The organism is Pseudomonas sp. TMW 2.1634 (assembly GCF_001703595.1).
Taxonomy (GTDB): Bacteria; Pseudomonadota; Gammaproteobacteria; order Pseudomonadales; family Pseudomonadaceae; genus Aquipseudomonas; species Aquipseudomonas fragi.
In genome coordinates, this window is the sequence record NZ_CP016849.1 from 2,304,699 (window position 1) to 2,330,826 (window position 26,128).

The window sequence follows — 26,128 nt, forward strand, 5'->3', positions numbered from 1 at the left end:
CGAACTCCCAAATTAAGGAGGATGTTGTCCGCCTATATTTAAGCGGACGCGATAGCCCTTAAATGCGCCAACGAAGCACTTACCCCAAGTCGATCAAAGCCCAGGTTGTTCAGGAATGCCTGCAACCCGGCGTATCCATTTCCAGCGTTGCCATCAGTCACGGCATCAATGCCAATGTGATCCGTAAGTGGCTCCCGCTTTATCGAGATCAACCGCCCGCAACGCTGCCGGCGTTCGTACCGATAAAGGTCGCCCCCAACGCGAGCGACTGCACCGTCAGTGATCATAGAACTGCCTTTTGGTGAGCAAACCACCACGGTGAAATGGCCGTCCTCCGATCCTGAGGGATGTGCCCGTTTTGTTCGTGGGCTTGCTCCATGATCCGCATCGATGCGATCTGGCTGGCCACCGAACCGATGGATATGCGCGCTGGCACTGAGACCGCGCTGGCTCGCGTCATTGCAGTCTTTGGTGCGGCGCAGCCGCACTGCGCTTATCTATTTGCAAACCGTCGCGCCACTCGCATTAAAGTCCTGGTACATGACGGGTTTGGCGTTTGGCTGGCGGCTCGCCGACTGACTCAAGGAAAACTTCACTGGCCCAGCAGTCGACATGGCGCCCAAATGGAGTTCAGCCCCGAACAGCTTCAAGCGCTGGTCATCGGGCTTCCCTGGCAGCGACTTGGATCTACCGGAACAGTCCGCATGCTTTAGAGGACATGGCTGACAGACATCGAGATAAGGGTCAGTCAAAGTCAGCGCGATGACGCCTACCACTTCTCTCGATCAACTCAATGTGGTGCATGTCTATGAAACACCGGTACAGATACTTGCACCAGGCTCGAAGAAAACTCATCGCGCCTACGTTTGGGCCTATGCGACGACTCGGCTGCCGATATTAAGGCAGTGGTTTATGACTTCAACCCTGGTCGTTCGGGCGAGTATGCCCGCAACTTTCTGGGACACAGGAAAGGCAAGTTAGTCTGCGACGACTACGGCGGCTACCAAACTTGCTTTGCTCTGGGCGTGACTAAAATCGGCTGCATGGCCCATGCCCGGCAAGTTTTACGAGTTACACGCCACCAAAAAAGCATCCTCGCGGAACAGGCATTTCAGTTGTGCCTAAAAACCAACAAGGAGATGTGGACCGCAATCTGAACCTCAACGTGCCGCCACCTTGACAGCTTCTGTCACGTCCACCTTGGCATCGTCCAGCCCTGCCGCATGGCGGGCCACTCGCCAGCCAAACACAATCGCCGGCCCCAGGGTCGTGCCCGGGCCTGGGTAAGTGCCGCGGAAAATCGAGGCCAAGTCATTCCCGCAGGCATAAAGTCCTTCTATCACCTTACCCCGGATGTCCAGCACCTGACCGTCGGCGTTGCCGTTTAGGCCGGCGCTGCAGGCAAGGTCGGCCGGTTGCACAGTGACTGCGTAATAGGGGCCCTCGCCCAGCGGGCGCACGCAGGGGTTGGGCGTTTGCTGCGGGTCGCCGTTGTGGCGGTTCATGGGACTGCTGCCACGCTTGAACACCGGGTCGTCGCCGCGTGCGGCGGAGACGTTGTAGGTGTTGACCGTGCTCGCAAGTCCCTCGGCATCGACCTTGAGCTTGCTGGCAAGCTCGGCAAGGGTGCGGCCTTTAACCAGGTAGCCAGCCTTTACGAAGCTGGCGATATTGACGGCGCTGCGTAGCGGCATCACCAGGCCCAGGCCGTAGCGGCGCAAGAATATTTCGTCGCAGATAAGGTGGGAAGTGGCGCTGCCATCGGCGAGCATGCCCATGACGAAGTCGTGGTAGGAGTCGGACTCATTGACGAAGCGCAAGCCCCGGCCATTCACAGCGATCAGCCCTGGTTTGGCGCGGTCTAGCAGGATGTGTGGCCAGACGGCCTGGTAGCCATCCTTGCCTGTGCGGATCGAGCAAGGCATCCACAGACCGGGGCTGTCGTGGCCGTTGTCGAGCTGGGCGTTGGCCTTCAGCGCGCGATCGATGCCGTCGCCGGTATGGGTCGTGGGCGCCAGTGAAAGGGGTTGGGCCGCAGCCGGGAACAATTGCTTACGCAAGGTCGGGTGGCGGGTCACTCCGCCAGTAGCCAACACCACACCACGGCGGGCGCGGATGCGCTGGCACTGGCCGTTGTGCAGCACCACGGCGCCCACCACTTGGCCGTTTTCCAGAATCAGTTCGTGCAAGGGGGTTTCATAACGAATATCCACGTTGCGCTGGCGCAGGCTATAGAACAACCGGGCGACCAGGGCGTTGCCCATGACCAGGTTTGTGCCGCGAGGGTAGCTCAGGCGGTCGATGCAATAGCGGCCGACCACACTCAGGGTGCGGGTCAGGTTTTTCAACGAGGCATATGGCGACAGCAGCGCATCCAGGTCGGCGCGCGGCACCATCATACCGCCCAGCCCCATGAACTCCCGGCGTGGTGGCCGCACGCGGGCGAAGTCTTTGCCCAGTAGCCTGCCGTCGAACGCGAGTGGCGCCAGGGCCCGCCCCCCGAACGCTGCGCCTGGGCCGCTGACGTAGTCGGGATGGGCGGCGGCGGCCACGAATTTCACTTCGCTGATACGCTCCAACTCATCAATTGCCTGCGGTCCGCTGGCCAGAAAGGCTTCGCGCAAGGCTTCACCACCGCGCTCAGCGACCACTGCCTTGAGGAAGGTGGCGGCATCCACCACGGTGTCCGGCACACCGGCGCGCCGGCTCTGGGTGGTGCCGGGCACCCATGTGGTACCGTCCGAGGTCGCACTAATACCGCCCACGACCGCGGTCTTTTCACACAGCAACACGTCCAGCCCGTGGTGGTTAGCCATCAATGCGGTAGTCATGCCTGCTGTGCCTGCGCCGAACACCAACAGGTCGACTTCCTGGTCCCAGTGCGGGGGGGTGTGGTTGATGGTGTTCTTCATGATTTCTCCTCAATGGTCAGGGCGAAGGTCTTGGCTGCAAACGGCATGGTGGATACTTCGAAGGTTAAGGCCAGTAGTCTGGGCGTGTAGTTATTCGTAGGCTGTGGCCCCAGCCAGGTGGCGGCCGGCGATATAGCCGAACGTGGCGGCTGGCCCCAGGTTGATACCGCCAGCTGGGTAGTGGCCGCCCATGATGCTGGCCATGTCGGATCCAGCTGAATAAAGACCCGCGATCGGCTGCCCTTCACGATTAAGGACTTGCGCATGGGCATTGGTCTTGAGGCCCGCGAAGGTGCCGAAGCAGCCCGCTTCGACCTTCACTGCATAGAATGGACCCTGCTCGATCGGCGCTACGCAAGGGTTGGGCTTGTGCTGCGCATCACCCTGTTTGCGGTTGTAAGGTGTAGTACCGCGACCGAACTGCAGGTCTGCACCGTTGCGGGCGTGGCGGTTGTACTCGGCCAAGGTCTGGCTGAGGCCTATGGGGTCAATGCCGCACGCCGTCGCCAACGCCTCGATGGAGTGGCCGGTCTTCAGATAGCCGGTGCGAATGAACGGCTCAACTGGCAGTGGGAATGGCCGGGAAACACCCAGCCCGTAACGCCGCTGAAATGCGTGCGTGCAGATCAACCAGGAGGCGACCTCGGTGCCGGGCGCGGCGGCGACCATCGCAGCAACATAGTCGTAGTAACCATTGGCCTCATTGACGAAACGCTTGCCGTTGGCGAGGACGCCGATGATGCCCGGCTTGCCACGTTCGATAATGTGCGGGAAGTGGCCGACGCTACCGTCCTTGTAGGGCACTCGCGACACGGGAGCCCACGCGGCGGGACTGGCCAGGTTATCGGCGACCTGTCCGCCGACGCTTTCGCCCAGGCGCAAACCGTCACCATTGACGCCCAGCGGCGGCAACGCCAGATGCTCATGGCCGGTTGGCGTGCGCGGGAAGAGTGCCTTTCGTCGTTCGATGTCATTGGCAAAGCCACCCGCAGCCAGCACCACGCCCTTGCGTGCACGAATGGCGATGCGGCCCTTTGCGGTTTCGACCACGGCCCCTGTGACGCGGTCGTGCTCATGGATCAGCCCGGTGGCCGGTGCCGATTCCCATAGCTGGACGCCAAGGTCTTCGGCCGACTTGGCCAGGCGGGCAATCAGTGCGACGCCGTTGACCAGGTACATGGCCCGCCCCTTGAGCGTCAGATCGATCAAGTGTTTGCCGAAGCGTTTGATCACATGCAGCAGCGACGGCCAGGAGCGCGTCAGGGTAAGGAAAGCCGTCAGGTCACGGCCAGCCATGATTGGCATGCCCATGAATGAGGTTTCGCGCATGGTCTTGCGCAGCCGATTGAGCAGTTTGCCTGCCTCGTAGGCATTGTAGGGCGCGGCGATCACCGACCTTCCGCCGGTACCGGCGCCAGGTGTGTCACCGTGAATGTCGGCAATGGCGTTGCCGTCGGCGAATTGCAATGCAGTATGGCGCTCGAAAAATGAGACCATGTTGGGTGCTGCTTCGAGAAAGGCATCGATCATCGCCGGATCGAAGTGTTCGCCCAATTCATGTTCGAGGTAGGTGCGCGGCAGACAGCGGTCTTCAATAATCCCGGCACGCTGCGCCAGCGGATTGCAGGGCACCCACATCCAGCCACCGGACCAGGCAGTGGCACCGCCGAACACCTCGTCCTTCTCGACCACGATCACCCGCTGGCCATGCCAAGCGGCGGTCACGGCTGCGCTGAGTCCGGCTGCGCCGGAGCCAATGACCAGGACATCGCAGTCCACCGTTGCGTGCAGGGAAGTGTCGGCATGCATTCAGCAGTCTCCTCGTGTGGTGTGTTTAGACATACGTCGATGATTTACAGCGGCTCAATGATTGCCTTGGTGGCGGCCAATGCCTGTCGGGCCCACGTCTCCACCCCCACTTGTGCAACCCTGCGGTCATGCGGGATTTCGATACTGAGCGGAACCTCAGCCGGGAGGTTGCGCCAGATCCTTGCCAGATCGATGGCACCTTCGCCAGGTAACAAGCGCTCGCAGCGAGCCGCGTGAATTAGCCCCTCATGGGTGTCCGGTCGTAGTGCAGGGCCATCGCATATTTGTGCGTAGTGCAGCCACATAGCAGGGATTCGTTGCAGATCCTCGAAGCGGCTGTCGGAACGATCAAAGTGCAAGGCATCGACCAGAATGCCAGCGTTGGGTCGGTTGGCCTGTTCAACAATATGGAGTGCACAGGCCAGGTCGTTGACGGCCGTCCAGGGCATGAATTCAAGGTTTGCTGAGAGGCCGAAGGGCTGCATAGCCTCGCATAGCCGAGCGTAGTGCTCGATCAGTCGGCCTTGTTCCGGATCGTAGCCGGCCACCAGTACGGCCTTGGCCCCGAGCTGCGCACCGACCTCGAAAAAAGGCAGGTAACGTTGCACATCGAATTGCACATCGAGGCGAAGTATCTCCAGATCAAATACCTTCACCCCGGTGTCGTTCATCCGCGCGAGCGTTTCACGCAGCATGGGTTTGTCATCCATCAATGAATAGGCCACAGCACCTGGAACCACCGGCAGCAGGCGCACACCAGCCTGGTCATAGCCGGTGCGGGCAGCCAGATCGATCATTTCGGGAGGACTGAAATTGAGAGCGGTGAGTTGGGCAATTGAATAGCTGGCATGCATGGCATGTCTCCATAGAGGGATTGAAAGCGCACTGGGTTTAGTGGGTTGCAGTGAGAATCGCCGGCGTTTTACGCTTGCGGCCTTTGATCCACAGCGCCGTGGCGCCCATCAGGGAAGGGATGGCGAGGAACATGAAGACTTGGCTGAAATTCCACTGGGCGGCGAGCATGAGCGCGCCGATGCCAGCGCCACTGATTGCACCCAGCCGACCGATACCGGTCGCCCAACACACCCCGGTGGCACGAATTTGGGTGGGGTAGAATCCGGCGGCCAGCGCGTAGCCACCAACGTTGACGCCATTGAGGAAGTAGCCCAGTAGCAGAATCAACGGGCAGAGGACCTGCATCGTCGGCTGCTGCAGTGCGATGAGTACCGCGCAGGCGCCACCACCAAACACCGTCAGACCGACCACCTTATGGTGATCCCAGCGGTCCATCTTCATGCCTACGGTGAAGTTGCCCAGCATCCCGCCGATCTGCAGCAACGAGCCCAATAGTGCCGCCTCACCCATGCTCAGCCCGGCATCGCGGCTGAGCAGCGGTAGCCAGCTTGATAACAGGTACATCGTCAGCAGGCCCATGAACAGCGTGACCCAGATCATGCAGGTACCAAGGCTGAAGCCGGACGCGAACAGCGCGCTGACCTTACCTGTCTCCTTGATCGACACTTCGCTGCTATGGAATTGGGTTCTGATGTTGGCCAAGCCCGGGACAACCTTGTTGATCTCCTTGATCAGGCGCTCCTTTGAAGCGCTTTTTTGGGCCAGAAAGCGAATGGACTCCGGAAGGCTGAATACCAGCAAGAGGGCAAAGGCGATAGGCAGTACACCGCCGACCACCAACACTGATCGCCAGCCAAAGTGTTGGATCAGCCACTCACTCCCCAAACCACCCAAGGCCGCACCAAAAGCGAAACCACAGTAGATGAACGAGACCATATGAGAGCGATAACGCTTGGGCGCAAATTCGGAGATCAGAGTCGCGGTATTAGGCATTGATGCACCCAGACCGACCCCGGTTAGAAACCGCAGCACTGTCAGGCTGACAATCCCGGTGGACCAAGCCGAAACCAGACTCCAGAAACCGAAGAGCAGTACTGATCCGATGATCACTGGCCTGCGGCCAAAACGATCAGCCAACGGGCCGACGGTCAATGAACCGAAAGCCAGTCCGAGCAGGCCGCTCATCATCACGGGCCCAAGGTCTTGTCGCAGCAAACCCCAGTCATCGATCAGTGCGGGTGCGATGAAACCGATCGACGTCGTATCGAAGCCATCAAAGACCAGCACCATGAAGCCCAGGAACAGCACCACCCATTGCCTGGCGCTCATCTTTCTTGAGTCCATAAAGGTGCTGACATCGAGGGTTGAAGAGTTCGACATAGGTGACTCCTGTATTTTTTATTTTTATCAAAATGCCTTTCTTTGCCATGGCATTTTTCTGAGGGTGCCGAAAGCAATTCGAGAATTGTGGCGATGATACTATCATTATTGGAATGTCATTCCACAAACAAAATACATTCCATTTGTGTTTTTGCTCGGCAGGAATCCTGCGCAGTGCAAAAGCGCTAGATATCAAGGTTTCGTTTGAGGATGCGGCCAGGTCGGGACGACAGGCCGCGTTCGATCGCAGTGACCGATCAGTCGTCCTATTCGCTGCCTCTGGAGGTCAGAGTCGACAGTTTGGGAAGACTGTCCAGGTTGATTGCGGTGATTTCATCAGCCGCTTCGAGCAACGCCGCTTTGAGGGTCTGCATACGCTCAGGGGTTAGGCGAACGCTTGGGCCGGCAATGCTGATGACGCCAATAACCTGATGCTGCGAGTCTCGGATCGCCGCTGCCATCGCCGCCGCGCCAATTTCAAAACTTTCGTCGACTGAGGCATAGCTTTGATCACGTGCGAGCTGCAGATTTTTGAGCAGATGGTCGATTGTGGTCGCTGCGTTAGGTCCATATTCACCGGGTTTAGCCAGGCCTTGACGGTAAACCAGTTCCAGTGCGCGTTCGTTGCTCAAGCTGCTCAGCCAGGCAAGTCCTGAGGCTGTGCAACAGAGTTTGGCTTCGGCCCCCGAATCAGGGTCGTAGCGCAGCCCGGAGCGCGTGCCTTGTGCCTTGGAGATCCATACCAAATTATCGCCATCTACAATGCTCAACCGCACGAGTTCACCGGACAGGCGGGCGAGGCGATCAAGTATCGGTTTGGCGAGGTCGACTATGTTGCTCTGGGACAGGTGCTTAAATGCAAGCGAGACTACTTTGAGGGCAAGAACATAATTGCCATGCTGATGGTCTTGGCGCACAAAACCCTGTTCGACCAAGCAATTAAGCATGCGGTGAGTAGCGCTCGGCGGAATGTCCAAGGCTTCAGCCACTTGCTGAAGGGCTAGCCCGGTGCTTTTTCCGGCCAACAGCTCAATAGCGTGCAGGCCGCGTTCCAGCGCATTACTCATTGTTGTTCCTTAGCGTGTGAGAGATAAGCTCCCGACGAAAATATATTGGAATACTATTCCAATCGTTACGAGGCTGCAAACCAAGGGCGTCGCCTCAATTTTCAGCCATTCGCTGCGGTAGCTCATGATTCATTGCCACGCAGAAAATCACTCAACGCTGCTGTCAGTTTACCGGGCCGCACAAATGAGGGTAATCACGGCAGTGCCGAGGATCATGGTCGCGAGGGACTCAGATCCCGAAAAACGTCTTGTAGCAGCCTAATTGCTCATTGAGCATGTAGCTCCCTGGCTGCACAGGGTGGCCCGCCGCATGCGCCTCGCGAAGCAAGCGAGTCTCGACGGGTTGCATGATGATATCTGCCACCAGTGCTCCGGCAGACAAGTTGGCGAGATCAATAGGCAGTGGGTCTTCATCCGAAAGCCCTAACGGCGTTGCGTTGATGGCAATGTCGACTAACTTAAGGTGTTGCGGCTGAGCAACCTCGCAACGCCCTGGCCAATGTTGATCCAACCTGGCGAGCAGATCTTGGGCTTTAACCGTATCCGGTTCTTGCAGATACAACCGGTCTATTCCTGCTTGCAGTAATGCTGCAGCTATCGAACTTCCCGCACCACCTCCTCCGGCCATTACGACACGCTTCCCCGCCAGTTCGTATCCCTTGCGCTGCATGCCCAGGGCAAAGCCTGCACCATCGAAGTTATCAGCCTCCCACACTCCTTGTTCGTTGCGCCGCAATGCGTTGGTGCTGCCGGATACCTGAACGGCGAGGCTTACCTTATCCGCGAATTCACGAGCGGCAAACTTATGAGGAATGGTAATCAGCATTCCAGAAAAATTTTCCATCGCTTGTAGGCCGCGAATCACGGTCGCGAGCTGTTCAGGCCGCGCATGCACCGCAATCATCACCGCATCCACGCCTTCCTCGGCGAACACCTTGTTCAGTAACTGTGGAGCCTTCACCTGTATTACCGGATCACCTACAACCGCAAAAAATCGGGTATTGCCTGTAGGACTGGGTATCAAAAACTCAGACATCACGTTCTCCTAGGGTATTCCATGGCTTTGTCCGGCTACTATCCGCCTGGGATGAAGGCGATGTGGGCCCGGCTAATTGACGAATGAGCATCACGTGTTGCGCACAGAGCCAGCGCTTTACGCAGTGCCTGGGTCGGCGGTAAAAACCTACCATATCAATAGTGGAATACTATTCCAATAAAATAATTGATTCCTTTTAGCTAGCGCTGATGCAGGCCTACGCTTCCGTTTTGAACAATAATCCATGATCGATTGGTAATTTTTCCCATGTCATGTCAGCAGAGTCACGAGCTGCTCGGCTGGGTTCGTGCAATGACACCAACCGGTTGTTAACGCAGTGCTTCCCTAAAGGAACCGACCTTGTCGTAAGGCAGCTAAATAGCCGTCCTCGCAAGACACTAAACTACGAAACATCCGCTGAACGATTTAGCCCATCTGTTGCATCGTAAGCGAATGGTTCAGCGTTGAACGGCATGTGTGTGGAGAGTGGGTCTGCAACGACTGCGAAACCATGATCCAAGCACCGGTTCCCGCGCCGGTCATTGATAAAGGCATCACTACAACCTTGGCCCAGTGGGTTGGTACCTACGGTGTGCAACTGCAGCCCTGGTCGATCGGGCGAGTATGCCCGCAACTTTTTGGCGACTGGAAAGGCAAGTTGGTCTGCGACGACTAGGACGGCTACAAAGCCAGCTTTGCTCTGGCGTGACTGAAATCGGCTGCATGGCCCATGTCCGGCGCAAGTTTTACGAGTTACACACCACCAAAAAAAGCATCCTCGTGGAGCAGGCGTTGCAGTACATCGCTGCGATATACGAGGTTGAGCGCGAAGTTCGAGACCTTGAGCCTGATGAGCGACGACGAATACGTCAGGAAAAAGCAGCTCCGCTGATGGAAACCTTACATGCCTGGATGATCGATCAGCGCGGACTTGTGTTTGAGAGGAAAGTCCTTACTAAAGCCCTAGCTACGGGACTCTACCCATTGACAATTGGTGCGACAACCAAATCTGGCATTGGGCTCTTGGACGAATGAACTGGCTCTTCGCAGTGTCGTTACGCAGTGGCAAACGCGCTGCTGCGCTGATGAGACTTGATCCAGTCTGCCAAGCTCAATGGGCATGATCTTTACGCCTACTTGAAGGACGTTTTCACTCGCCTGCCCACGCAGCGGGCAAGTGATATCGGAGCTGTTGCCGCATCGTTGGAAACCGGCTTAGTTGCGCAAGATGGGATGCCCGGACGGTTACGCTTATTTTAATGTTTCCTAGAATGAAAAAGGGCTGGGTGCCCCCTATTTTTGTATTTGGCGGCGCGATTTACAGCTCGAAATGGCGTAAGAATGTATGAACATTCTTTCCAGTGTCTTTGTTAAAAATAACTTTTTCATTGCCAATCAAGCTTTCTGCGATTTTTATAGACGCTTCATTGCCTTCATCTACCACTGCCTCGATGGCAAACCCATCGGAAAGCTTGTCTTGCATCCCATTACAGAACTCGGTCAGAGCTTTAAGTGCAATAGTCTTGCCCCAATTGTTGTTGCGATAATTTTGAGCAACAGCCCAGTCAACCTGCCATGTAGCAATACCTTTTCGCACAGAGTCAAAAATAATGGTGCAACGAGCCATCACCTCGTTCTGAACAGTAGGGCTGAACATAACGTATGTGAGCCGCGCAACGCCTTCAGGCTTGTCACCATGGGCATAGACGTCTGGATAGACTCGCCCCGGCTCAATCTTGATAGCGTTGTTCTTGATAGCTACGGCAATCTGCCGCAAACCTTCCTCTGCAAGCTCAGCTCCTGTCATATTATTTAAAGCGTGCATTGGTTTCGAAACCATCGCAGAAACTGGCGCTGGTCTTGTATCGTCCGGTGACGATGCATCCTTGACCTTCTTTTTTTTGAAAAAATTAAACATTTCAAAATACCTGTGTTAAATAGCTGCTAGTTCAAAATTAAACAGTTCTAGAGATCGGATCGCCACGCCCATAAATGGAATTATGGGCAACGTCTGCTTGGGCTGATTTCAGCATTTTGGCCACTGACTCACGAGACGAATGCCCCCTTTGGGGCGGCTAGCGACGGCATGAATTCGACCGTCGCTAGACTTCGATCTAGAGCTGCAAGCCGAGCCTGTCACAAGGTCATAATTGTCGCGCCTTATGAGGCATTCCTTTTATGCGCATCCCGATATCATCAGTGCGGCCTTGCAGGCCCTGTGACTTCTCAATTGCTGGACTCAAGGGGAATGACTTCCAATTGATAACAGACCTTTTTCAAGGTTCTCATCGGCGGAGTGTAAACCGTCTGCATAGACCTCATAGATGATCTCGTTTTTGCGGTTCAGCTGTCCAAACCGGAAAACGCAAGCCTTCGGCCTTCTTGTCTTGCACAATGAATCCAAGACTGAATCGCGCGCGCGTGATGGCGACGTACATCTTGTTCTGAGCTGTTTCGTCCTTCGCCGGAAACGGCTTTTGGCCATCAAGGACGAAGTGCAGTTGGCTTTCCGCGGGCAGCACCAACACCCGTTCAAAACCTAGACCTTTACTCGCTCCAAAGTTGTAGCATCGCGCTTGGGCAGGAAGAAGCTTCGTCCCGGACGTTACGCTCCAGCGCAGCACCATAGGGTCAAACACTTTGATGTATTCAATGACGTCCGACTCCTTGACTATGAAGGTGCCGAGGTGATGGGCAAATTCAGGTGGTGTCTCTTTAACCGCGGATTCCGTCGCCTCATATGCGCCCTTGTGGACTGCGTCAGCAACGTCACAAATCGGCTGAATGCATCTCCGGTTGAGCACCAATGCCTCCTCCACAAAGCCCATGGACTTGAAGGCAGCTATCTTGTCAGCTGCCGTTTTAGGTGCTTTTTGGCCAAACGTCGTCTCGTACACCGTCTGCCGGAAATCTCCCACGCATGTGATGGGTGTCGGCATCGCTTTGCTCAGCCCCTTCAGCACCTCGTAGTCCCACCCAATGAGATCTTGGACCTCATCAAAGAACACTTGGGTGTAAATCTCCCCTAGTCGTACTGCAGCAGAGTTTTTCGTGGCCTTCATGATCCTGCTCGCCAGTTTTGCGAGAAATCCCGTGTGTGCCTTGGTCTCGCATAACGACAGAAAGTGTTTTGGGTTGTAACTCTTATCGTCCAGTTGCTCCGCGCGCCCCGGGATCATAAACGTTGAATCTGGCTTCATATGGGGATTACGCTGGTTGAAGCAGATGCCATCGATCCGCCGCGAGAACAATACCTGCTGATACGGCCTCACCATGTCTTCCAGGTAAAAGGAGAACAGACCTTTGACCACGAACCGATCACTGTGTGTACCAAAGACCTCCAGAAATCGACGTCTCAGTTCCTGCTGATTACTTGTCGTATAGGTCACCACCAGAACCTTGCCCCCGCGCTCGATTTCGGCGATTGATTCGATAATGACCTTGTGAGTCTTGCCTGAACCGGCACCCGCCATGCAGAGTTTATTAAGCAAAGTGCAGTACCTCAGCCAGGAAGACTGGATATTTAAATGGCTTATCAGTCTCGAAAACCCTGATGGCTGAATCAACTTTCTTTTTGCCTTTGCCGTCGCCGTCACTGCTTCTAAACCACTCCACGATAAACTCGAGCTTATCAGCAAAGGTAGGTTTGGCAGCGAGCAGATTGAAGGTTTGGGTGGAGAGGACAATTTCCGCAAATGCCTGCAACTCTTTTTCAGATATGGAATTTGCTAAAATCATGGCTGGCTCCAGCGAAAACTCATTGTCATTTATTGAAGAGACCAGCTTTATGTTTGGAAAAGCCATGTATTCCTTACGTGCTTCAACGACGTTCTTTTCGTAATTGCCATCGTTATCACGCAGGACATTGATCGCGGTACCAATTTCTTTGCCGATCGCAATGAACGTCTTGAACCCGACGCCACGTACCACAATGATATCGATCCCATCCTGCTCTGGCAGTCGCCCCATGTGAGTGTCTCTGTATATCTTTTTGAGGATCAACTCATCAGAGGGGCCTTCGACCAATACCACCTTCTTCGAGAGCGCGACACGGAGCGTGTCATAGCCTGGTAGCCGCTTAAGCGTCTTGACCACCACATTATCCAAGAGGTGAAGTCTCTTGTATCCGTCATGCAGCAAGCAGATTTTATTGATGCTCAGTTTGTTCAGAACATAGGAACTGTGGGTCGTCAGAAATAGCTGCTTGCCGTCTCGCTGATCCTCGATGTCTTGCACCAACTTGCTCAACTCGACATGCGAAAGGTGATTTTCCGGCTCCTCCATCATTACCAGGTCGATGTCTTTTGACTTGTTGTGCAGGGCCAGCTTGATTTGCACCTTGCTCTGCTCACCCTTGCCTATCATGTGGAACGGTACGGCATTTACTTCAAGTTGCAGAGCGTTCTGGAGAGCGCCTGCGGGCATGGTATTGGCAGCGATGGTCAGCTTCTTTTCCGTGATCCTGTTATCGGAATCCAAATCCTTGTTGACCGTGGTGACCTCATCTGTGTTGTTAAAGGATTGGAGGGTCTCACGGTAGTTCAGGCTCAAACGGTACTCTTCGTCCTTTCTGAGTGCGGTGCTAAGCACATTCGAAATGTACTGATTTTTGCCGAAGGTGGGATGAATGCGAGTGGGGTCGATGTAAAGCGCTCTAAATTGCTTGGTCATCGGTTTGATAACATTCCAGGCAAAATCCATCCATTCAACTTGGTAGAATTCCACTGGGATGCTGGTTATCGCAGCACCTGAGGCTAGGTAAGCGTCATAGGCATCAGTAAAATCTGGATCAAAGCTGGCTTTGATCTGAACCCCCTGAGCATCTTTTTTCAAACTGTTGTTCGCACCGCGGTAATCAGGCACGTTCTTCATGTACGCCTCGATCACGAGGATCGGTAAGTCTGCTGGCGTTTTTGGCGAACCTCGGAACGCAGCGACTGTCTCGGCGTTGAATAGATCAGGGGAAAACTCGCTATTGAATGGCCGACCGCGATACTGAAAATTGAGTACGATCTCCAAAGCCTCCAGTATCGTGCTTTTGCCTGCGTTGTTATCACCTACGAAAATATTCACGTCTTCGTTGAAGTCAAAAGTCTGATCCTTAAACTTTTTGAAGTTGATCAGGCGTAGCGATTCTATGTGCACGATTTCAAATCCTTATGAGACAGCGAAGAACATTATGGCGTTAGGCCATTAAGCTCACGCTATAGGGTCGTGGACACCTTGTCCAGTGCAGCCACTAAGCAGGCACTCCATTTAGTGTTAGGAAGTGTTGACGCCTGAAGTAAACAGTGAAGAAAGGCTTTTCGATTGAAGTTATGCATTGCGTTTGCCATCTGCATTTTGCATGATAAATCAAAGCAGGAGGCAGGAGGCAGGAGGCAGGACACTGCAATTGGCCTACGTCGTATTGCTACCGTCGGAGCCCGCTCAATTAAAACTCAACAGGTTTAACATCCAAGCACCGTGACAAGCGTATGCGCAAAAACGACCCCTTCTGGCCGATTCTATTGAAAATAGTCGGTCCTTCCAGGCTGCCCATGTACTGACTGCTGAAAACGCAATTTTTGCGCGCGGCTAAGCAAAATCTGAGGCCAGAAGCCTCTGCTCAAAGTGAAAACCTCAATCACAAATGCGTACTTTTCTGCCGTGGAAACCATGGCCGACTTTTTCAATAGAATCGGCTAAGAACGGACACCCAACGTTTAGTGTTGCATTACAAGGCGTCAGTTTGACACCACGCGGAGCCAGCGCGCTGATCCAAGCCGGAAACTCATTGCCTCGTACCCAGGCTCATAATTCTCATACCGGAAGCGAACGGCCTCCAGTACACTTTTCCCGCAGAAGCATCTCAATTAAATCCCATCAAAGCATTGGGTTGATCAATGAAAAATGCAGAAGATTACCTTGAAAGGACAGAAAGCGCCGTACGGCATTTGTTTAATGCAGTGGACAGCTATCTCGAAACTTTGCGGGTTGGAATAAAGCCCGTTTTCGTATCCGGGCTGCCCTACGGGCCGGAGCAAGACGCGCAGTATTCTGCGTGGTGCATTGAAAATGCAGATGCGTTAGATGAGGCAAAAGCTGCGCGCCAAGCTTTTCGCGCCCAGACATTTGCCCTCGACACTATATGCGGCGCGATACTACAAATCGCAGAAAAGGGTTTAGAAATTTATTCAGAAAACACTCAAGTTCCCGACGCTTGGACCCCCCATATCCCCTTGTATTTAGCGAAGTTCTGCGTGGGACGGGAAGTGCGAAGTACACCTCTAGGCCTGATCGTATATGCGGCTCGAAATCAGCACACTCACTTCAATGACCCCAAACTTCGAAATGCCAGCGCAAGCGTTTTTCGGAATTTGGCCGAAGCACATGGCTATAGTTCATCCGCACATGATCCAGCGTTCGATTTAGAAAACTCAAGGCTCACAAGCTACGCGAGCAATGTTACATCCCTCATAGGTTGGCGGAGCGTCGAAAAATATCAGGCCGATATGCGCAGTATGCTGGGCCTCCAAATCGGGTCTTAAGCAGGGGTTTACAATAACTTCAACGGCTAAACACGCTGAGCGATTTAGTCAATCTGACGCTACAGGTTGTTGTCGATCCTAAAGAGACCTTAGCCGTGGCAATGCCCAAGGCTCAAACCCCTGGGGCGCGGGGCAGGTCAAGCATGACATCTGATAGGGCGGCGTATTCCCAACCTGCGAGCGCCGCGGAGAATCCGCCGAGTTTCTAGCTTATGAAAGGTCTCGAGACTAGCCATAGGCAACTCAGGGGGCGTTCAGTTAGATTGACGCACGTTCGGTCATACGTGAAGCGGGACGAACGTCGTTACTGAATTTCCGATATACCGAGAAACAGGGACTTATCACGGCTATGCATTTACACAGTCTGACCATGACCAAGGTTCGGCAGTTCGAACAACGAACTTTCGAATTTCAACCCGGCTTTAACTTGCTAATAGGTGAAAATGGAGTCGGCAAGACGACGATATTCGACTGCGCACGCATTTGGCAGAAGTCAGTGCTGTGGTTCGGTGCGCTCACCATGCACAACCCAATCATCTTCGCGACTGAATTCTGGGGGGCAATAAGCTGCCCCTTGGGCGCCCACCTAAGGCCCATTGCTGCCTTATAAATCGGACAACATGTATTCGTTTCAGCCCATTTCGGTAGACCAGCTTACCGGCACGAAACCCGCCACAACTGATCCAACCTAGTCGTATAGCTCTGACTCATCATCTCCCGCCGCATACCCCAGTCCGGCTTGCTCGGCACGCTGGCGGCACGTAACGTCCCCCTGCCCCAGCGCCCGTTGATCTGATCCAGAACCGCCATCACCCTGGACGCTTCGGCGGGCTGATTCACCGCAAACAAATCATCAGAAAACTCCCCCGGCTGACGAAGATCCAGCAGCAACACCTCAGCCTTGCTGTACTTGAACCCGGGCTGAAAAACATGCTCCAGTGCATCGACTGCCGCCTTGGTCAGCAGGCGCACATCATCAGTCGGGTATGGCAGTGTCACGATCACCCCTTTGGCGTATTTCGCTTCGTCCGGGTTGAACATGCCGGTACGTATGCTGACCCTGACTTTCTTGCAGTAGGATTTTTGCGCGCGCAGTTTTTCCGAGGCACGCATCATGTAAGTGGCTACGGCCTCTTTGATCGGTGCCAGTTCGGTCAGACGCTTGCCAAACATCCGGCTGCAACAGATTTCCTGCTTTGGCGGGTCAGGTTCGTCCAGTTCCAGACAGGCAGTGCCAGACAACTCACGAGCGGTTTTCTCGATCACCACGCTGAATTTTTTACGCAATGACCACGGATCAGCTTTGGCCAGGTCCATCGCGGTCTTGATGCCCATGCCTTCCAGGTGAGCGGTCATACGGCGCCCTACTCCCCAGACTTCAGACACGGCCGTATTGCGCAGCACCCAGTCGCGCTCATGGTCACCACACAGGTTCACCACGCCACCGGTGTGCGCTTGAAGGCGCTTGGCGGTGTGGTTGGCGAGTTTGGCCAGGGTTTTGGTATGGCCAATGCCGACGCCCACGGGGATGCCGGTACATTTGAGGATTCTGGCGCGCAACTCCCTGCCCATGGCGCTGGCATCCGCAATGCCGGTCAGGTCGGCAAAGGACTCATCGATGCTGTACACCTCCACTGCCGGCACCATGGACTCGATCAAGCTCATGACGCGCTCGCTCATGTCGCCATACAGCGCATAGTTCGATGAGAACGCGACGATGCCCTGCTGCTGGAGGCGCTGTTTGATCTGGAAATAGGGCTCGCCCATTTTCACAAAGGGCTTGGCATCGTAACTGCGAGCGATGACGCAGCCGTCATTGTTGCTCAGCACCACGATAGGGACTTTGGCCAGGTCAGGTCGGAATATTCGCTCGCAGCTGGCATAGAAGCTGTTGCAGTCAATCAGGGCGAAAACCGGTTTGGGTTTAGTGACCATGGCTGCGCACGCTGTGAGTAATCACCCCCCAGATCGACAGATCGTCTCCCTCCATGACATGCCGGTCCGGGTATTTGCTGTTTTCAGACTTGAGGATGACATCCTTCCCACGGATACACAGACGTTTGCAGATCGGGTCATTGTTCAGCAGTGCCACCACGACATGCCCGTGAACGGGCTCGATCGAGCGATCGATGACCGCCAGATCCCCTGAAAAAATACCGATGCCCTGCATGCTGTCGCCATCGATAGTCGCGAGGTAAACATGGGGCGCACGCACGTTGAGCACTTGGTCCAGCGAAATGACTTTCTCGATATGGTCCGCTGCCGGTGACGGAAACCCGGCTGGAATCTTGAACGAGCACAGCGGTAAACGAACCCCGCCTTCAGCAAGAGGACCCAAGAGTGTGAAGCTCATGACGCATGCCTTTAATAAACTGTATGTATATACAGTTAACGTTGTAGGACGCATCCGGTCAATATTTCCGACAGATGTTTCTGACAGGAGGAGCGCCCGGCACGATGAAGCTACGCTCTGAGCAGCACTGTCTTTGTCAGAGGTGATCACCATGTGTGGAAGGTTTGTGCAGTCCCAGGGCATCGCTGATTACTTGGAAGTGTTGGCACCAGACCGCAAGCTCGTCAGCGGTTATGACAACCAGCCCATTGGCCGCTACAACATCGCGCCCAGCACTCGCGTGAACATCCTTCACGGGGTGCCAGACGGATTGCGTATAGATCCGGTGCGCTGGGGCTGGGCGCCCTTTTGGGCCAAGGGCAAGCGTCCTGATCCTATCAACGCCCGGGTGGAAACCGTCACCACGGGCAAGTTCTTCAAGCAACTTTGGCCCAACGGGCGGGCTCTGGTGATGGCCGATGGATGGTATGAGTGGGTCAAGGATCCGGACGATCCCAAGAAGAAACAGCCCTATTTCATTCGACTTAAAAGCCAGGCCCCCATGTTCTTTGCCGCGCTGGCCCAGGTTCATCCTGGGTTGGAGCCAAATGAAGACGACGGCTTCGTGATTATCACGGCCGCCAGCGATCAGGGGATGGTCGATATTCATGATCGCCGCCCGGTGGTGCTTGCGCCTGAGCATGCCCGGGAGTGGGTGGAGAGCGATCTGGATGCACGAAGAGCTGAAGAATTGGCTTTGGCATGCTGCCAGCCGACTAAGGATTTTGAGTGGTATCCGGTGAGCACAGCCGTAGGCAATGTAAGAAATCACGGGGCTGAGCTGATCAAGCCGCTTTGAGGGTAGCTACGGTGGGAGCGCAGTTGCACTTTCGAAACCTGAGGGGTAACCTTTTGCAGTCGCTGCAAAATCAGCGAACGGGTTTGACGGCCCAGTAAACAATAGGCGCACAGGCGCCCCCATAAAGATTGCAGGCGCTTTTTTTGCGTCCGCATATCCGTTTTATGGCGGCTGTGCGTGGGAGACCTTCGGGTCTGCCGGGTTCCTATTGTCCCGGTCCGTCAACCTGCGCACAGCTGCCACCCTAAATCGTTTGACGGCGGTTCGTGGCAGCTCCTCACCAATAGGAGATTTGCCAGATGCACACTCTCACTCCGTTCAAAAATTACGTCTCTGTTGATCCAGAAATGGCACGCGCCATTCTGCCCACCGATAGCAGCCTCACGGCATCCATCGCACCCGGCTACATCCCGATGGCCAACACCCGCATGCTCAATAGGAATGGGGGTGGCCTATGAACGCCTCACCTTTGATCCATACGGTTGGTGGAGCCTCGTTCGGCAAGTGCAATGTTGAGAGTCAGCGCCTGTTCAGCGTCAACGCCGGTGTTTCTGGCGAAGAAGCGCTGCAGCACGCGTCGCTGATCTTGAACTGCGTGAATACGCTTTCGTTCCTGGGCGCCATGGACGATGGCAACGAAACGCTGCGATGGGCCTCGCACTATCTCAGCGAGATGGCAAAAGCGTTGATCGATGATGTGACGCTGGGGCTACAGCAGGTGCAGGACACTCGCATTTGAGTGTCAGCACTCAATGCGCTGACGGCCGACTGTAACCTGAAATAAAATCACTACTTTGCAACATGGCTATCGTATCCAGGAACTGGATATCTGTTTGAAGGCACATGTTTGGGGGGGACAATCGGAACGATACACCCCCCCGACTTAACTTTACTCATCTGGGGCTGCAGATTGGTCTTGCTGCAAGATCCAGCTCCGAATGTACTCCAGAACACGGGCCGCTCCTTCGACTGTCTCAGCAAGCTCAATCGGGATTTCACCGTCCAGGTAGGGATTCGGCTGCTCCATCCATTTGTAGGCAGATGCACGACTTCCACGAACAGGGATCGCGAGTTCCATTATTTCTTTAAGTAATTCCGGTTGCCCATACCAGGAATCCGGCTTGATGGTTGGGCGTTTACCTGGGATGACTCTGGGCAGCTGGCAAGCAGCCAATTCGCTGGAGTTGATGTGTCGACGAGTCCAGTGCGCCAGCTTTACCAAATCTGTATTGGGGGGCCGCGTGTGGTCAGTCGTAGGAACAACCACCCCCATCAACACCTGAGTATGTGCCCTGATCATGGCTAACGCCGGTGCAATGTCAGTGTCATTGGTGACAATGACAGCATGATCAATCTGCCCCGTAATCGCATCGTGATACACCTGCAGAGCCAGATTCACGTCACTCTGCTTCTCCTCAACCTTCCATGCCTGGACCTCTTTGCACTCACGAGGTGGCCGGTTAGGCTCGTCGGCATCGACGACCTTAACCTTCATCTTATTGACAGCGTAGTAGCCTTCAATCAGTTCGATCCGACCGTCATGCAACTTGCGCAGAGCCGTGTGATAACGGGCTTGGGAGGATACAGAGTCAGTAGACCTGGCAACGGACTCGATAATTTTGGCGGTGAAAAACTTGATCGAAGGTGAAGGCAGCAAAGCTGATTGCCGTATATGGCCATCACCATCCTTGAGCAGAGCAGACGGCAGGATGTGGTTTTCAAAGAGGGGCAGCAGATCAAGCCACTTGTGAGGGGTTCCCCTTAGGCAGCCGTAGTAAAAATTATATCCATCGATATAGATGCGAGTGCGCAGAGGCTCTAGCTCAGGCAATCCCTGCATTTCCCAGACTCCAGATACGAAAAAACCGGCTAGCGCCGGCTTTTTCCCCCTCCAACCAAATGGTCAAGCCATACCGGTCGTGAGGGTTAGTTGTTGAGCGAATTATTGCGCAATAGCGCGTACGGCACAACAAAATTTGATTAGCGGGCGTTAGACATGAGGCGGCAGCCGTGCCAAAAATTATCTGGCAATCTTGGGAGTGTCCTCTATCCATACCACCTACTTCAACATAGACAAACCTGCTATTTCGTAACAGCAAAATTGCTACTGCGTTCAAAAATCTATTTCCTGCTGCATACATTACCCACCTTACGGTTTGCTGTGCCTGAAAACACTTCAGGGCCGGTACCATGGGCGATGCTCTCCTCAATAACATCCATTTACGATGCCAGCATTTACTGCTCGTACTGCTGATGCTACCCGCCGCTGCATTGGCCGAGGCCTTGGTCTATACAGATAAGGCTCACACAGTATCTGCAGCTATCGATGCACGCATCGTGTTACTGGACCAACAACACCACCTCGAAACCGAACTATCCCGCGCCCTCCCCCCAGATCCGCAACAGGCTGCTGCAATCATCCACGCCCGCCTTAACAGCCCCTCCGGCAAACGCTTGCAATCCGACCTCGCCAAAGCCCAACAAGCTCTAACCGATGCCTGGAACATGGGCATTGAAAAAATCCCGGCCGTGGTCGTTGATAGACGTTATGTGGTCTATGGCGAACCGGATGTGGCCAAGGCCCTGGAGCTGATCAACCGCGCCAGGAGCCAGCCGCAATGAGCCGCCACCTGCTGCGCCCGGTCTCGCTGGCCCTTATCTGCAACCTGCCCTTCAGCGCATTCGCATCAATCAACTCGGCTGCCATTGTTGCCTCCTCGCTCTCGCCACAGTGCCTTGAGTACAAAGTGGTCGGAATCTGCTACTGGCTGCTGTGTACGACGTTCGGCTGCAAGGTGAAAACTTCCACCAAGGTGCGCCATTACGTGCCGGATGCGGTGGTGTCGGCGTATTCCAATACAGGGGCGAATCCGTGGACCGAGTTGTCGGTGCTCGGCACACCTACTCCTCTGTCTCAGGCTGGCAATGACGCGACCACTAATCACGTCGGCGAAAACGCCGCCTTGAAGTTCAAGGAAGCAGATGTGATTGGCCACCCAGGTGGCGCGACGTTCAGTCAATTTGCCAGTGCTTCGGGGTATGCCTGTCAGGGCGCGACACTGCCTCTGGTGCCCTACTTCGTCAGCACGCTTGACCCGATTGCCTGGCGATATGGCATCCCCGAAGCTGTCTACCCCGAAGCATTGATCCCCGGACGGAGAGAGGTCGGCAGCATGGTCACCGTGGATCTATGGGGCAACCTTTACCCACGCAGTGGCTTTCTGCATCAGTCGGATGACTACAAAACGGGGGCTGTGATTGCCCAGCGGGCGGGTGATATCACCACGCGCTCCGGCCAGCTCCACGTTTACTTACCCATGCTGGCCAAGGCCAAGGATGGGTATTGGCCAGCTGGTGAGCTGGTCGAGGGCGACGCCAAGACCGGTAAATGGCAAGAGCTGACACCACGCACGAGCCAGTCCTGCGCTGTTTATCCCAATAGTGACGTTCAGATCCAGGCAGAAGACGGTGGCTATGCCTGGGCACTGTGGCGGCCTTATTCGTGCTGCCAGCGGCGCGGTCAAACTTTTCTCGGCAGTACGGACTTCCAACAATGAGCAGATTAAAGCTGGTTATCAGAGGGCTTGGGTTGGCGTGGGCACTCGCAAGTTCGGCGGTTTTTGCAGCCGACCCCATTGGCGCCTCTTCCTCCGGCAGTGTCATCGGTGACGATGTGCTTTACAGCATCGGCGGCGGCAGCGCGGTGACGATGGGCAGCGCCGGGAATATGGACAGCATCGCAGTGGGCGGCGGTTGGAACAGCAATCTGATCTGCGGAAATATGAGCCTGAACAATACGCTTGAGAACCAGTTAAACGGCGTGACCTCCGGGTTTCAAAACATCATGAGCACGGTGGTGCAAAACGCCACGGGCGCAGTCGCTTCGTTACCCGCATTGATTTTACAACGTGCCAATCCGGCACTTTATAACCTGATCACCAATGGCATCCTGCAAGCCCGGCTCGACTTTGATCGCTCCAAATCATCCTGTAAGGCCTTGGCCAACAAAATGGCGGATATCGCAGGTAATCAAACCGGCTGGGGCACGCTGGCTGAAGGCCAAAGCATGAGTAAAACGCTGGCCACTAATACCGATGCCGTTTCGGCCGTAGAACAGGTCGAGAAGAAAAGTGGAGATGACGGCGTGACCTGGATTGGTGGCGACCGTGCAGGTGGCTCTGGTCAAAAGCCTATAAATATCGTCGCCGATGTGACCAAGGCAGGTTACAACCTGCTTAACAGTCGCTCCTCCGAAGACAGCTCGCCCATTAGCTCGGGCAATTGCCGCAATGGCTTTGTGTGCAATGTGTGGTCGTCACCGCAAGCCGCCACCAGCTTCGCCAATCGCGTGCTGGGCGAGCAACAGCAGCAGACTTGCACCCACTGCCCGAAAACAGTCACCTCAGCGGGTGTGGGCCTTACGCCGCTGATTCAGGAAACCTACGACACCAAGCTCAAAGCCCTTCAGGACCTGATCACTGGCAGCAAGGCCATGTCGGCAGAAAACCTCAGCGCGGCCAGCAGCAATTCTTTGCCCATTACACGCGGAGTGATTGTGGCGCTGCGCGATGAGCGCGATCAAGACGTGCTGGCTCGCCGGCTGGCCTCGGAAGTGGCCCTCTCGGATGTACTGGAAAAAGCCCTGCTGCTGCAACGCACTCTGCTCGCCGGCAGCCGCGAGCCCAATGTCGCAGCCAACGATCTGGCTCTGCAGGCCGTAAGCCAACAGAAGTCATCTCTGCAGGAGGAAATTGACAACCTCAGGATTGAGCTCGATCTGCGCCAGCAACTCGCTAATAACTCGCCAATGACGATTATTGCCCGGGGCAAGGCCAGAACCGAAAATTCACGCGGGGTGTTCCAGGGCGACCCTGAAACAGATCGGCTGAATCAATTGCAAACACCGACTCAAGGCCAGCGCTGAGGATATGGCGATGGCAGATCAACCCTTATCCAAAACCGCCCTTCTAAGCCTGATCTTTCGGATCGCAGGCATTGGGTTTCTGGTTCTGTGCGCCCTAAGCGCTTTGGTGATTGTGCTGGGCCCCCTGCTCTTTCGCGACCCCGAGGACTTTCTGCGCTGGCAAGCCTGGCGAGTTGAGAACTACGGCTATCTGCTGATCTGGCGCCTGGTTCTTTACAGCGTACTGGTTGTTGCCTGGTTAAAGCTCAAGGCCCGCCACAGACTCAACAGCTCATCGCCCGAGCACAAACAAGTACGGCGGATCGAAACCCTGATGATTCTCTTGCTGCTGATGATCGAGTTGGTCAAGGCCACCAGGTAACGAGGAGAAAACAAATGACGCTCTACACCAACGACTACCTGGAGTATTACCTGACCCTCGTCGGCTGGCTGATCAATAACGGCCTCTGGGGAATGATTGAAGACACTGGCCTGTTTGCAGTGCCTTTTGCCGTGATTGTGTTGCGCGAGTGGCTGAAGGTCCGAGGTGAAGGTGCGGATGAAGGCAACAAGGGTGTCTTGTCTCTCGCGCGTATCGAAACCAACGTTTATGTCGGCTATATCGTGGTTATGCTGTGCGGTGTACCGGTGATACATGTCGGCTTCGATACCTTGGCCTTTGATCAGTCCCGTGCCAGCCAATGCCAATACCAATTGCCCGAACCCCAAAACACTGGATGGGCAGCGTCATTTAGCACTCTGGCTGGAAAGAGCGCACAGATGCCAGTGTGGTGGGGGTTTATGCACGCTTTCTCCAAGGCGACGACCAGCGGCGCCGTGGCGGCCATCCCCTGCGGTACTGACCTTCGACAGATGCGCATGGACGTCAACAACGCCCGCATCAACAACCCATTGCTGGCTCAAGAGGTCGCAGACTTTACTCGCGACTGTTACGGCTCGTCGCGGGCGCGATTGTTTATGCGTCAGCCAAATCTTGGATCAGTGGCAAGCCAAACTGAAACCTTGCGTGATTTGGGCTGGATTGGCTCAAAGTATTTCCTGAGTACGGCCGGTTACTACGATACGGATTACTCAAGATCCCCGCGAACCCCATGGCCATATGACTCAACGCGTGATGCAGGACTACCTCAGGTTACTGGAGGCGGAGGCTACCCCACTTGCAAGCAATGGTGGTCGGACGGGGACATCGGACTCAAAGATCGAGTACAAGCCCAAGTGGACCCGGATTTGATGACTCAATTTTTGGGCTGGGCGAAGTGGTTATCGACAGATGAGGTCAAAGAGGCGGTCATTCGCGAAGTAGTGTCCCCACGGCAACAAGTGGGCGGAAATGTTTACACAGATTACGGAGGGGATATAGGCGCTGCTTATCTCCAAAACGATGCCTTTGTTTGGGCTCCAACATCAAGAGCGCTCACACGCTCCGCAGGTTACATCGGCGTTGGGGTTGGTTCCGCTGCCTACTTCCCGGCTATGGATATCGTCCGCCAAGCACTGCCAATGGTCATGGCCTTTTTAAAAATGGCCTTGGTGATCTGTATACCACTGATTCTCATCGTTGGAGCATTTCAGCTACAAACAGCCATGACCGTTACAGTGGTGTTTTTCGCCTTGATGTTCGTAGATTTCTGGTTCCAGTTGGCGCGCTGGCTGGACAGCACCATTCTTAATACGCTGTATGGATCAGGTTCCCCATACAAAAACCTGGACCCGCTGCTAGGCACCCTTAATACAGCGCAAGATGTGGTTCTGAACTATGTCATGGGGGCTATGTTTATCATCATGCCGTTATTCTGGGTTACGGCGCTGGGATGGGCCGGTGTCAAAGCTGGCGATGTTCTTAGTGGATTGGCAGGCGGAACGAAAAAAGCGCAGGAGGCGGGAAGCAAAGGGGCCGACCACATAGTATCGGGTGCCAAAATTGCGGCTAAAGGGTCGCCTAAATGACATCTATAACTTTTCTTGGGACTTGCCTTCAGTCGTAAGATTTCTGTGAGCTTTGGCCAGCCTCTAATGGGTTTCCATATGCGTCAAAACCATATGGGCTGTCCGTTTCTTCATCTCCAAATAGTTTGGAGCTACCAGAAAACGCTGGAGAACTATTGGCCTGAGTAATAACACCCAAAACCACCAGTACCAGACCACTTACAATCAGAACAGCTGCAACAATCAAATTTATAAGCCAGACACCGAAAAAATAGAAAAACAAACCGATGATCGAAAGAAACCCACAAAACTTTAGTTTTCTGGCGATCGGAGTATTCCGCCTTGGCGGCACCCAGGCATAAAGCCTTTTCAGGTGTTTTAAAGCGTCACGCCCTACCTCATTTGCGTTGACTGACTTCATATCAACTCCCTCTTCAGGCCCAAGGACAAACTGCCAAGCTACAGGTCAGGTTCTGGAGGGCAGCATCCACAATGCTA

At 54.9% G+C, this 26,128-nt stretch carries 24 protein-coding genes and 3 pseudogenes; 14 read left to right on the forward strand and 13 right to left on the reverse strand.

Annotated features, from left to right (window positions below):
- The first annotated feature begins 62 nt into the window (after positions 1 to 62).
- The 3 genes and pseudogenes from BFC21_RS27785 (at position 63) to BFC21_RS10975 (ending at position 1,157) form a co-directional block, all read left to right on the forward strand.
- Positions 63 to 305: a transposase gene (locus BFC21_RS27785; protein WP_120266118.1), complete on the forward strand. Its 243-nt coding sequence runs from the start codon at positions 63 to 65 to the stop codon at positions 303 to 305.
- 72 nt (positions 306 to 377) lie between these two features.
- Positions 378 to 713, forward strand: coding sequence for an IS66 family insertion sequence element accessory protein TnpB (gene tnpB, locus BFC21_RS27565; protein WP_162939314.1), 336 nt, complete (start codon positions 378 to 380; stop codon positions 711 to 713).
- A 49-nt stretch (positions 714 to 762) separates the two neighbouring features.
- Positions 763 to 1,157, forward strand: a pseudogene (locus BFC21_RS10975) (transposase).
- 3 nt (positions 1,158 to 1,160) lie between these two features.
- Here BFC21_RS10975 and BFC21_RS10980 read toward each other — a convergent pair.
- From BFC21_RS10980 to BFC21_RS11005, 6 genes are all read right to left on the reverse strand, one after another.
- The gene (locus BFC21_RS10980) at positions 1,161 to 2,912 is read right to left on the reverse strand and encodes an FAD-dependent oxidoreductase (RefSeq protein WP_120266119.1); all 1,752 of its coding nucleotides are present in this window, start codon (positions 2,910 to 2,912) and stop codon (positions 1,161 to 1,163) included.
- Between the two features lie 90 nt (positions 2,913 to 3,002).
- Positions 3,003 to 4,721 (reverse strand): FAD-dependent oxidoreductase, encoded by a 1,719-nt coding sequence (locus tag BFC21_RS10985; RefSeq protein ID WP_120266120.1) that lies wholly within the window; start codon positions 4,719 to 4,721, stop codon positions 3,003 to 3,005.
- Positions 4,722 to 4,765: 44 nt separating this feature from the next.
- Positions 4,766 to 5,575, reverse strand: a complete 810-nt coding sequence (locus tag BFC21_RS10990; RefSeq protein WP_120266121.1) for a sugar phosphate isomerase/epimerase — start codon at positions 5,573 to 5,575, stop codon at positions 4,766 to 4,768.
- 37 nt (positions 5,576 to 5,612) lie between these two features.
- Positions 5,613 to 6,956 carry an aromatic acid/H+ symport family MFS transporter gene (locus tag BFC21_RS10995; RefSeq protein ID WP_120266122.1) on the reverse strand — a complete coding sequence of 448 codons (1,344 nt, stop codon included), beginning with the start codon at positions 6,954 to 6,956 and terminating at the stop codon, positions 5,613 to 5,615.
- A 266-nt stretch (positions 6,957 to 7,222) separates the two neighbouring features.
- Complete coding sequence (locus tag BFC21_RS11000; protein WP_095026740.1) at positions 7,223 to 8,023, reverse strand: IclR family transcriptional regulator; 801 nt, start codon at positions 8,021 to 8,023, stop codon at positions 7,223 to 7,225.
- A gap of 229 nt (positions 8,024 to 8,252) precedes the next feature.
- Positions 8,253 to 9,059: a shikimate dehydrogenase gene (locus BFC21_RS11005; protein ID WP_120266123.1), complete on the reverse strand. Its 807-nt coding sequence runs from the start codon at positions 9,057 to 9,059 to the stop codon at positions 8,253 to 8,255.
- A gap of 302 nt (positions 9,060 to 9,361) precedes the next feature.
- On the opposite strand from BFC21_RS11005, the pseudogene BFC21_RS27790 reads away from it, so the two are divergent.
- Together BFC21_RS27790 and BFC21_RS11015 are read left to right on the forward strand one after the other, a co-directional pair.
- Positions 9,362 to 9,508, forward strand: a pseudogene (locus BFC21_RS27790) (IS30 family transposase); the annotation flags it as partial.
- Positions 9,509 to 9,516: 8 nt separating this feature from the next.
- Positions 9,517 to 10,278: pseudogene (locus BFC21_RS11015) on the forward strand (transposase); the annotation flags it as partial.
- A 99-nt stretch (positions 10,279 to 10,377) separates the two neighbouring features.
- On the opposite strand, the gene BFC21_RS11020 reads toward BFC21_RS11015, so the two are convergent.
- The 3 genes from BFC21_RS11020 to BFC21_RS11030 all read right to left on the reverse strand — a co-directional run bounded on the left by BFC21_RS11020 (position 10,378) and on the right by BFC21_RS11030 (position 14,204).
- A complete protein-coding gene (locus BFC21_RS11020; RefSeq protein ID WP_120266124.1) occupies positions 10,378 to 10,977 on the reverse strand; it encodes a hypothetical protein in 600 nt (199 codons plus the stop codon).
- 400 nt (positions 10,978 to 11,377) lie between these two features.
- A complete protein-coding gene (locus tag BFC21_RS11025; protein WP_256557645.1) occupies positions 11,378 to 12,532 on the reverse strand; it encodes a UvrD-helicase domain-containing protein in 1,155 nt (384 codons plus the stop codon).
- 10 nt (positions 12,533 to 12,542) lie between these two features.
- Entirely contained in the window at positions 12,543 to 14,204 is a 1,662-nt protein-coding gene (locus tag BFC21_RS11030) for an ATP-dependent endonuclease (protein WP_088377639.1), read from the reverse strand.
- 740 nt (positions 14,205 to 14,944) lie between these two features.
- On the opposite strand from BFC21_RS11030, the gene BFC21_RS11040 reads away from it, so the two are divergent.
- The gene (locus BFC21_RS11040; RefSeq protein ID WP_120266126.1) at positions 14,945 to 15,589 is read left to right on the forward strand and encodes a hypothetical protein; all 645 of its coding nucleotides are present in this window, start codon (positions 14,945 to 14,947) and stop codon (positions 15,587 to 15,589) included.
- A 370-nt stretch (positions 15,590 to 15,959) separates the two neighbouring features.
- Positions 15,960 to 16,199 (forward strand): ATP-binding protein, encoded by a 240-nt coding sequence (locus BFC21_RS27795; RefSeq protein ID WP_162939315.1) that lies wholly within the window; start codon positions 15,960 to 15,962, stop codon positions 16,197 to 16,199.
- Between the two features lie 44 nt (positions 16,200 to 16,243).
- On the opposite strand, the gene umuC is transcribed toward BFC21_RS27795, so the two are convergent.
- Together umuC and BFC21_RS11055 are read right to left on the reverse strand one after the other, a co-directional pair.
- Positions 16,244 to 17,524: a translesion error-prone DNA polymerase V subunit UmuC gene (gene umuC, locus BFC21_RS11050; RefSeq protein ID WP_120266128.1), complete on the reverse strand. Its 1,281-nt coding sequence runs from the start codon at positions 17,522 to 17,524 to the stop codon at positions 16,244 to 16,246.
- The gene (locus BFC21_RS11055) at positions 17,514 to 17,942 is read right to left on the reverse strand and encodes a LexA family transcriptional regulator (protein WP_120266129.1); all 429 of its coding nucleotides are present in this window, start codon (positions 17,940 to 17,942) and stop codon (positions 17,514 to 17,516) included. The genes umuC and BFC21_RS11055 overlap by 11 nt, the downstream gene beginning before the upstream one ends.
- Before the next feature lie 151 nt (positions 17,943 to 18,093).
- Here BFC21_RS11055 and BFC21_RS11060 point away from each other — a divergent pair, with 151 nt between their 5' ends.
- Both BFC21_RS11060 and BFC21_RS11070 read left to right on the forward strand, forming a co-directional pair.
- Positions 18,094 to 18,780 carry an SOS response-associated peptidase family protein gene (locus BFC21_RS11060; protein ID WP_120266130.1) on the forward strand — a complete coding sequence of 229 codons (687 nt, stop codon included), beginning with the start codon at positions 18,094 to 18,096 and terminating at the stop codon, positions 18,778 to 18,780.
- Between the two features lie 454 nt (positions 18,781 to 19,234).
- A complete protein-coding gene (locus tag BFC21_RS11070) occupies positions 19,235 to 19,519 on the forward strand; it encodes a DUF3077 domain-containing protein (protein WP_095022937.1) in 285 nt (94 codons plus the stop codon).
- Positions 19,520 to 19,669: 150 nt separating this feature from the next.
- Here the strand turns inward: BFC21_RS11070 and BFC21_RS11075 are convergent, their stop codons facing one another.
- Positions 19,670 to 20,620 carry an antitoxin Xre/MbcA/ParS toxin-binding domain-containing protein gene (locus BFC21_RS11075; RefSeq protein WP_120266131.1) on the reverse strand — a complete coding sequence of 317 codons (951 nt, stop codon included), beginning with the start codon at positions 20,618 to 20,620 and terminating at the stop codon, positions 19,670 to 19,672.
- A gap of 350 nt (positions 20,621 to 20,970) precedes the next feature.
- On the opposite strand from BFC21_RS11075, the gene BFC21_RS11080 reads away from it, so the two are divergent.
- The 5 genes from BFC21_RS11080 to BFC21_RS11100 are packed head-to-tail and all read left to right on the forward strand — an operon-like array spanning position 20,971 to position 25,651.
- Positions 20,971 to 21,402, forward strand: a complete 432-nt coding sequence (locus tag BFC21_RS11080) for a TIGR03757 family integrating conjugative element protein (protein ID WP_177342584.1) — start codon at positions 20,971 to 20,973, stop codon at positions 21,400 to 21,402.
- Positions 21,399 to 22,337, forward strand: coding sequence for a TIGR03756 family integrating conjugative element protein (locus BFC21_RS11085; RefSeq protein ID WP_120266132.1), 939 nt, complete (start codon positions 21,399 to 21,401; stop codon positions 22,335 to 22,337). Before BFC21_RS11080 ends, BFC21_RS11085 begins: the two co-directional genes overlap by 4 nt.
- Positions 22,283 to 23,704, forward strand: a complete 1,422-nt coding sequence (locus BFC21_RS11090; RefSeq protein ID WP_256557646.1) for an integrating conjugative element protein — start codon at positions 22,283 to 22,285, stop codon at positions 23,702 to 23,704. The genes BFC21_RS11085 and BFC21_RS11090 overlap by 55 nt, the downstream gene beginning before the upstream one ends.
- A 10-nt stretch (positions 23,705 to 23,714) precedes the next feature.
- Positions 23,715 to 24,065 (forward strand): hypothetical protein, encoded by a 351-nt coding sequence (locus tag BFC21_RS11095; RefSeq protein WP_120266134.1) that lies wholly within the window; start codon positions 23,715 to 23,717, stop codon positions 24,063 to 24,065.
- A 14-nt stretch (positions 24,066 to 24,079) separates the two neighbouring features.
- Entirely contained in the window at positions 24,080 to 25,651 is a 1,572-nt protein-coding gene (locus BFC21_RS11100; RefSeq protein WP_120266135.1) for a conjugal transfer protein TraG N-terminal domain-containing protein, read from the forward strand.
- 28 nt (positions 25,652 to 25,679) lie between these two features.
- On the opposite strand, the gene BFC21_RS27190 is transcribed toward BFC21_RS11100, so the two are convergent.
- Positions 25,680 to 26,051 carry a hypothetical protein gene (locus tag BFC21_RS27190; RefSeq protein WP_162939316.1) on the reverse strand — a complete coding sequence of 124 codons (372 nt, stop codon included), beginning with the start codon at positions 26,049 to 26,051 and terminating at the stop codon, positions 25,680 to 25,682.
- Between the last annotated feature and the right edge of the window lie 77 nt (positions 26,052 to 26,128).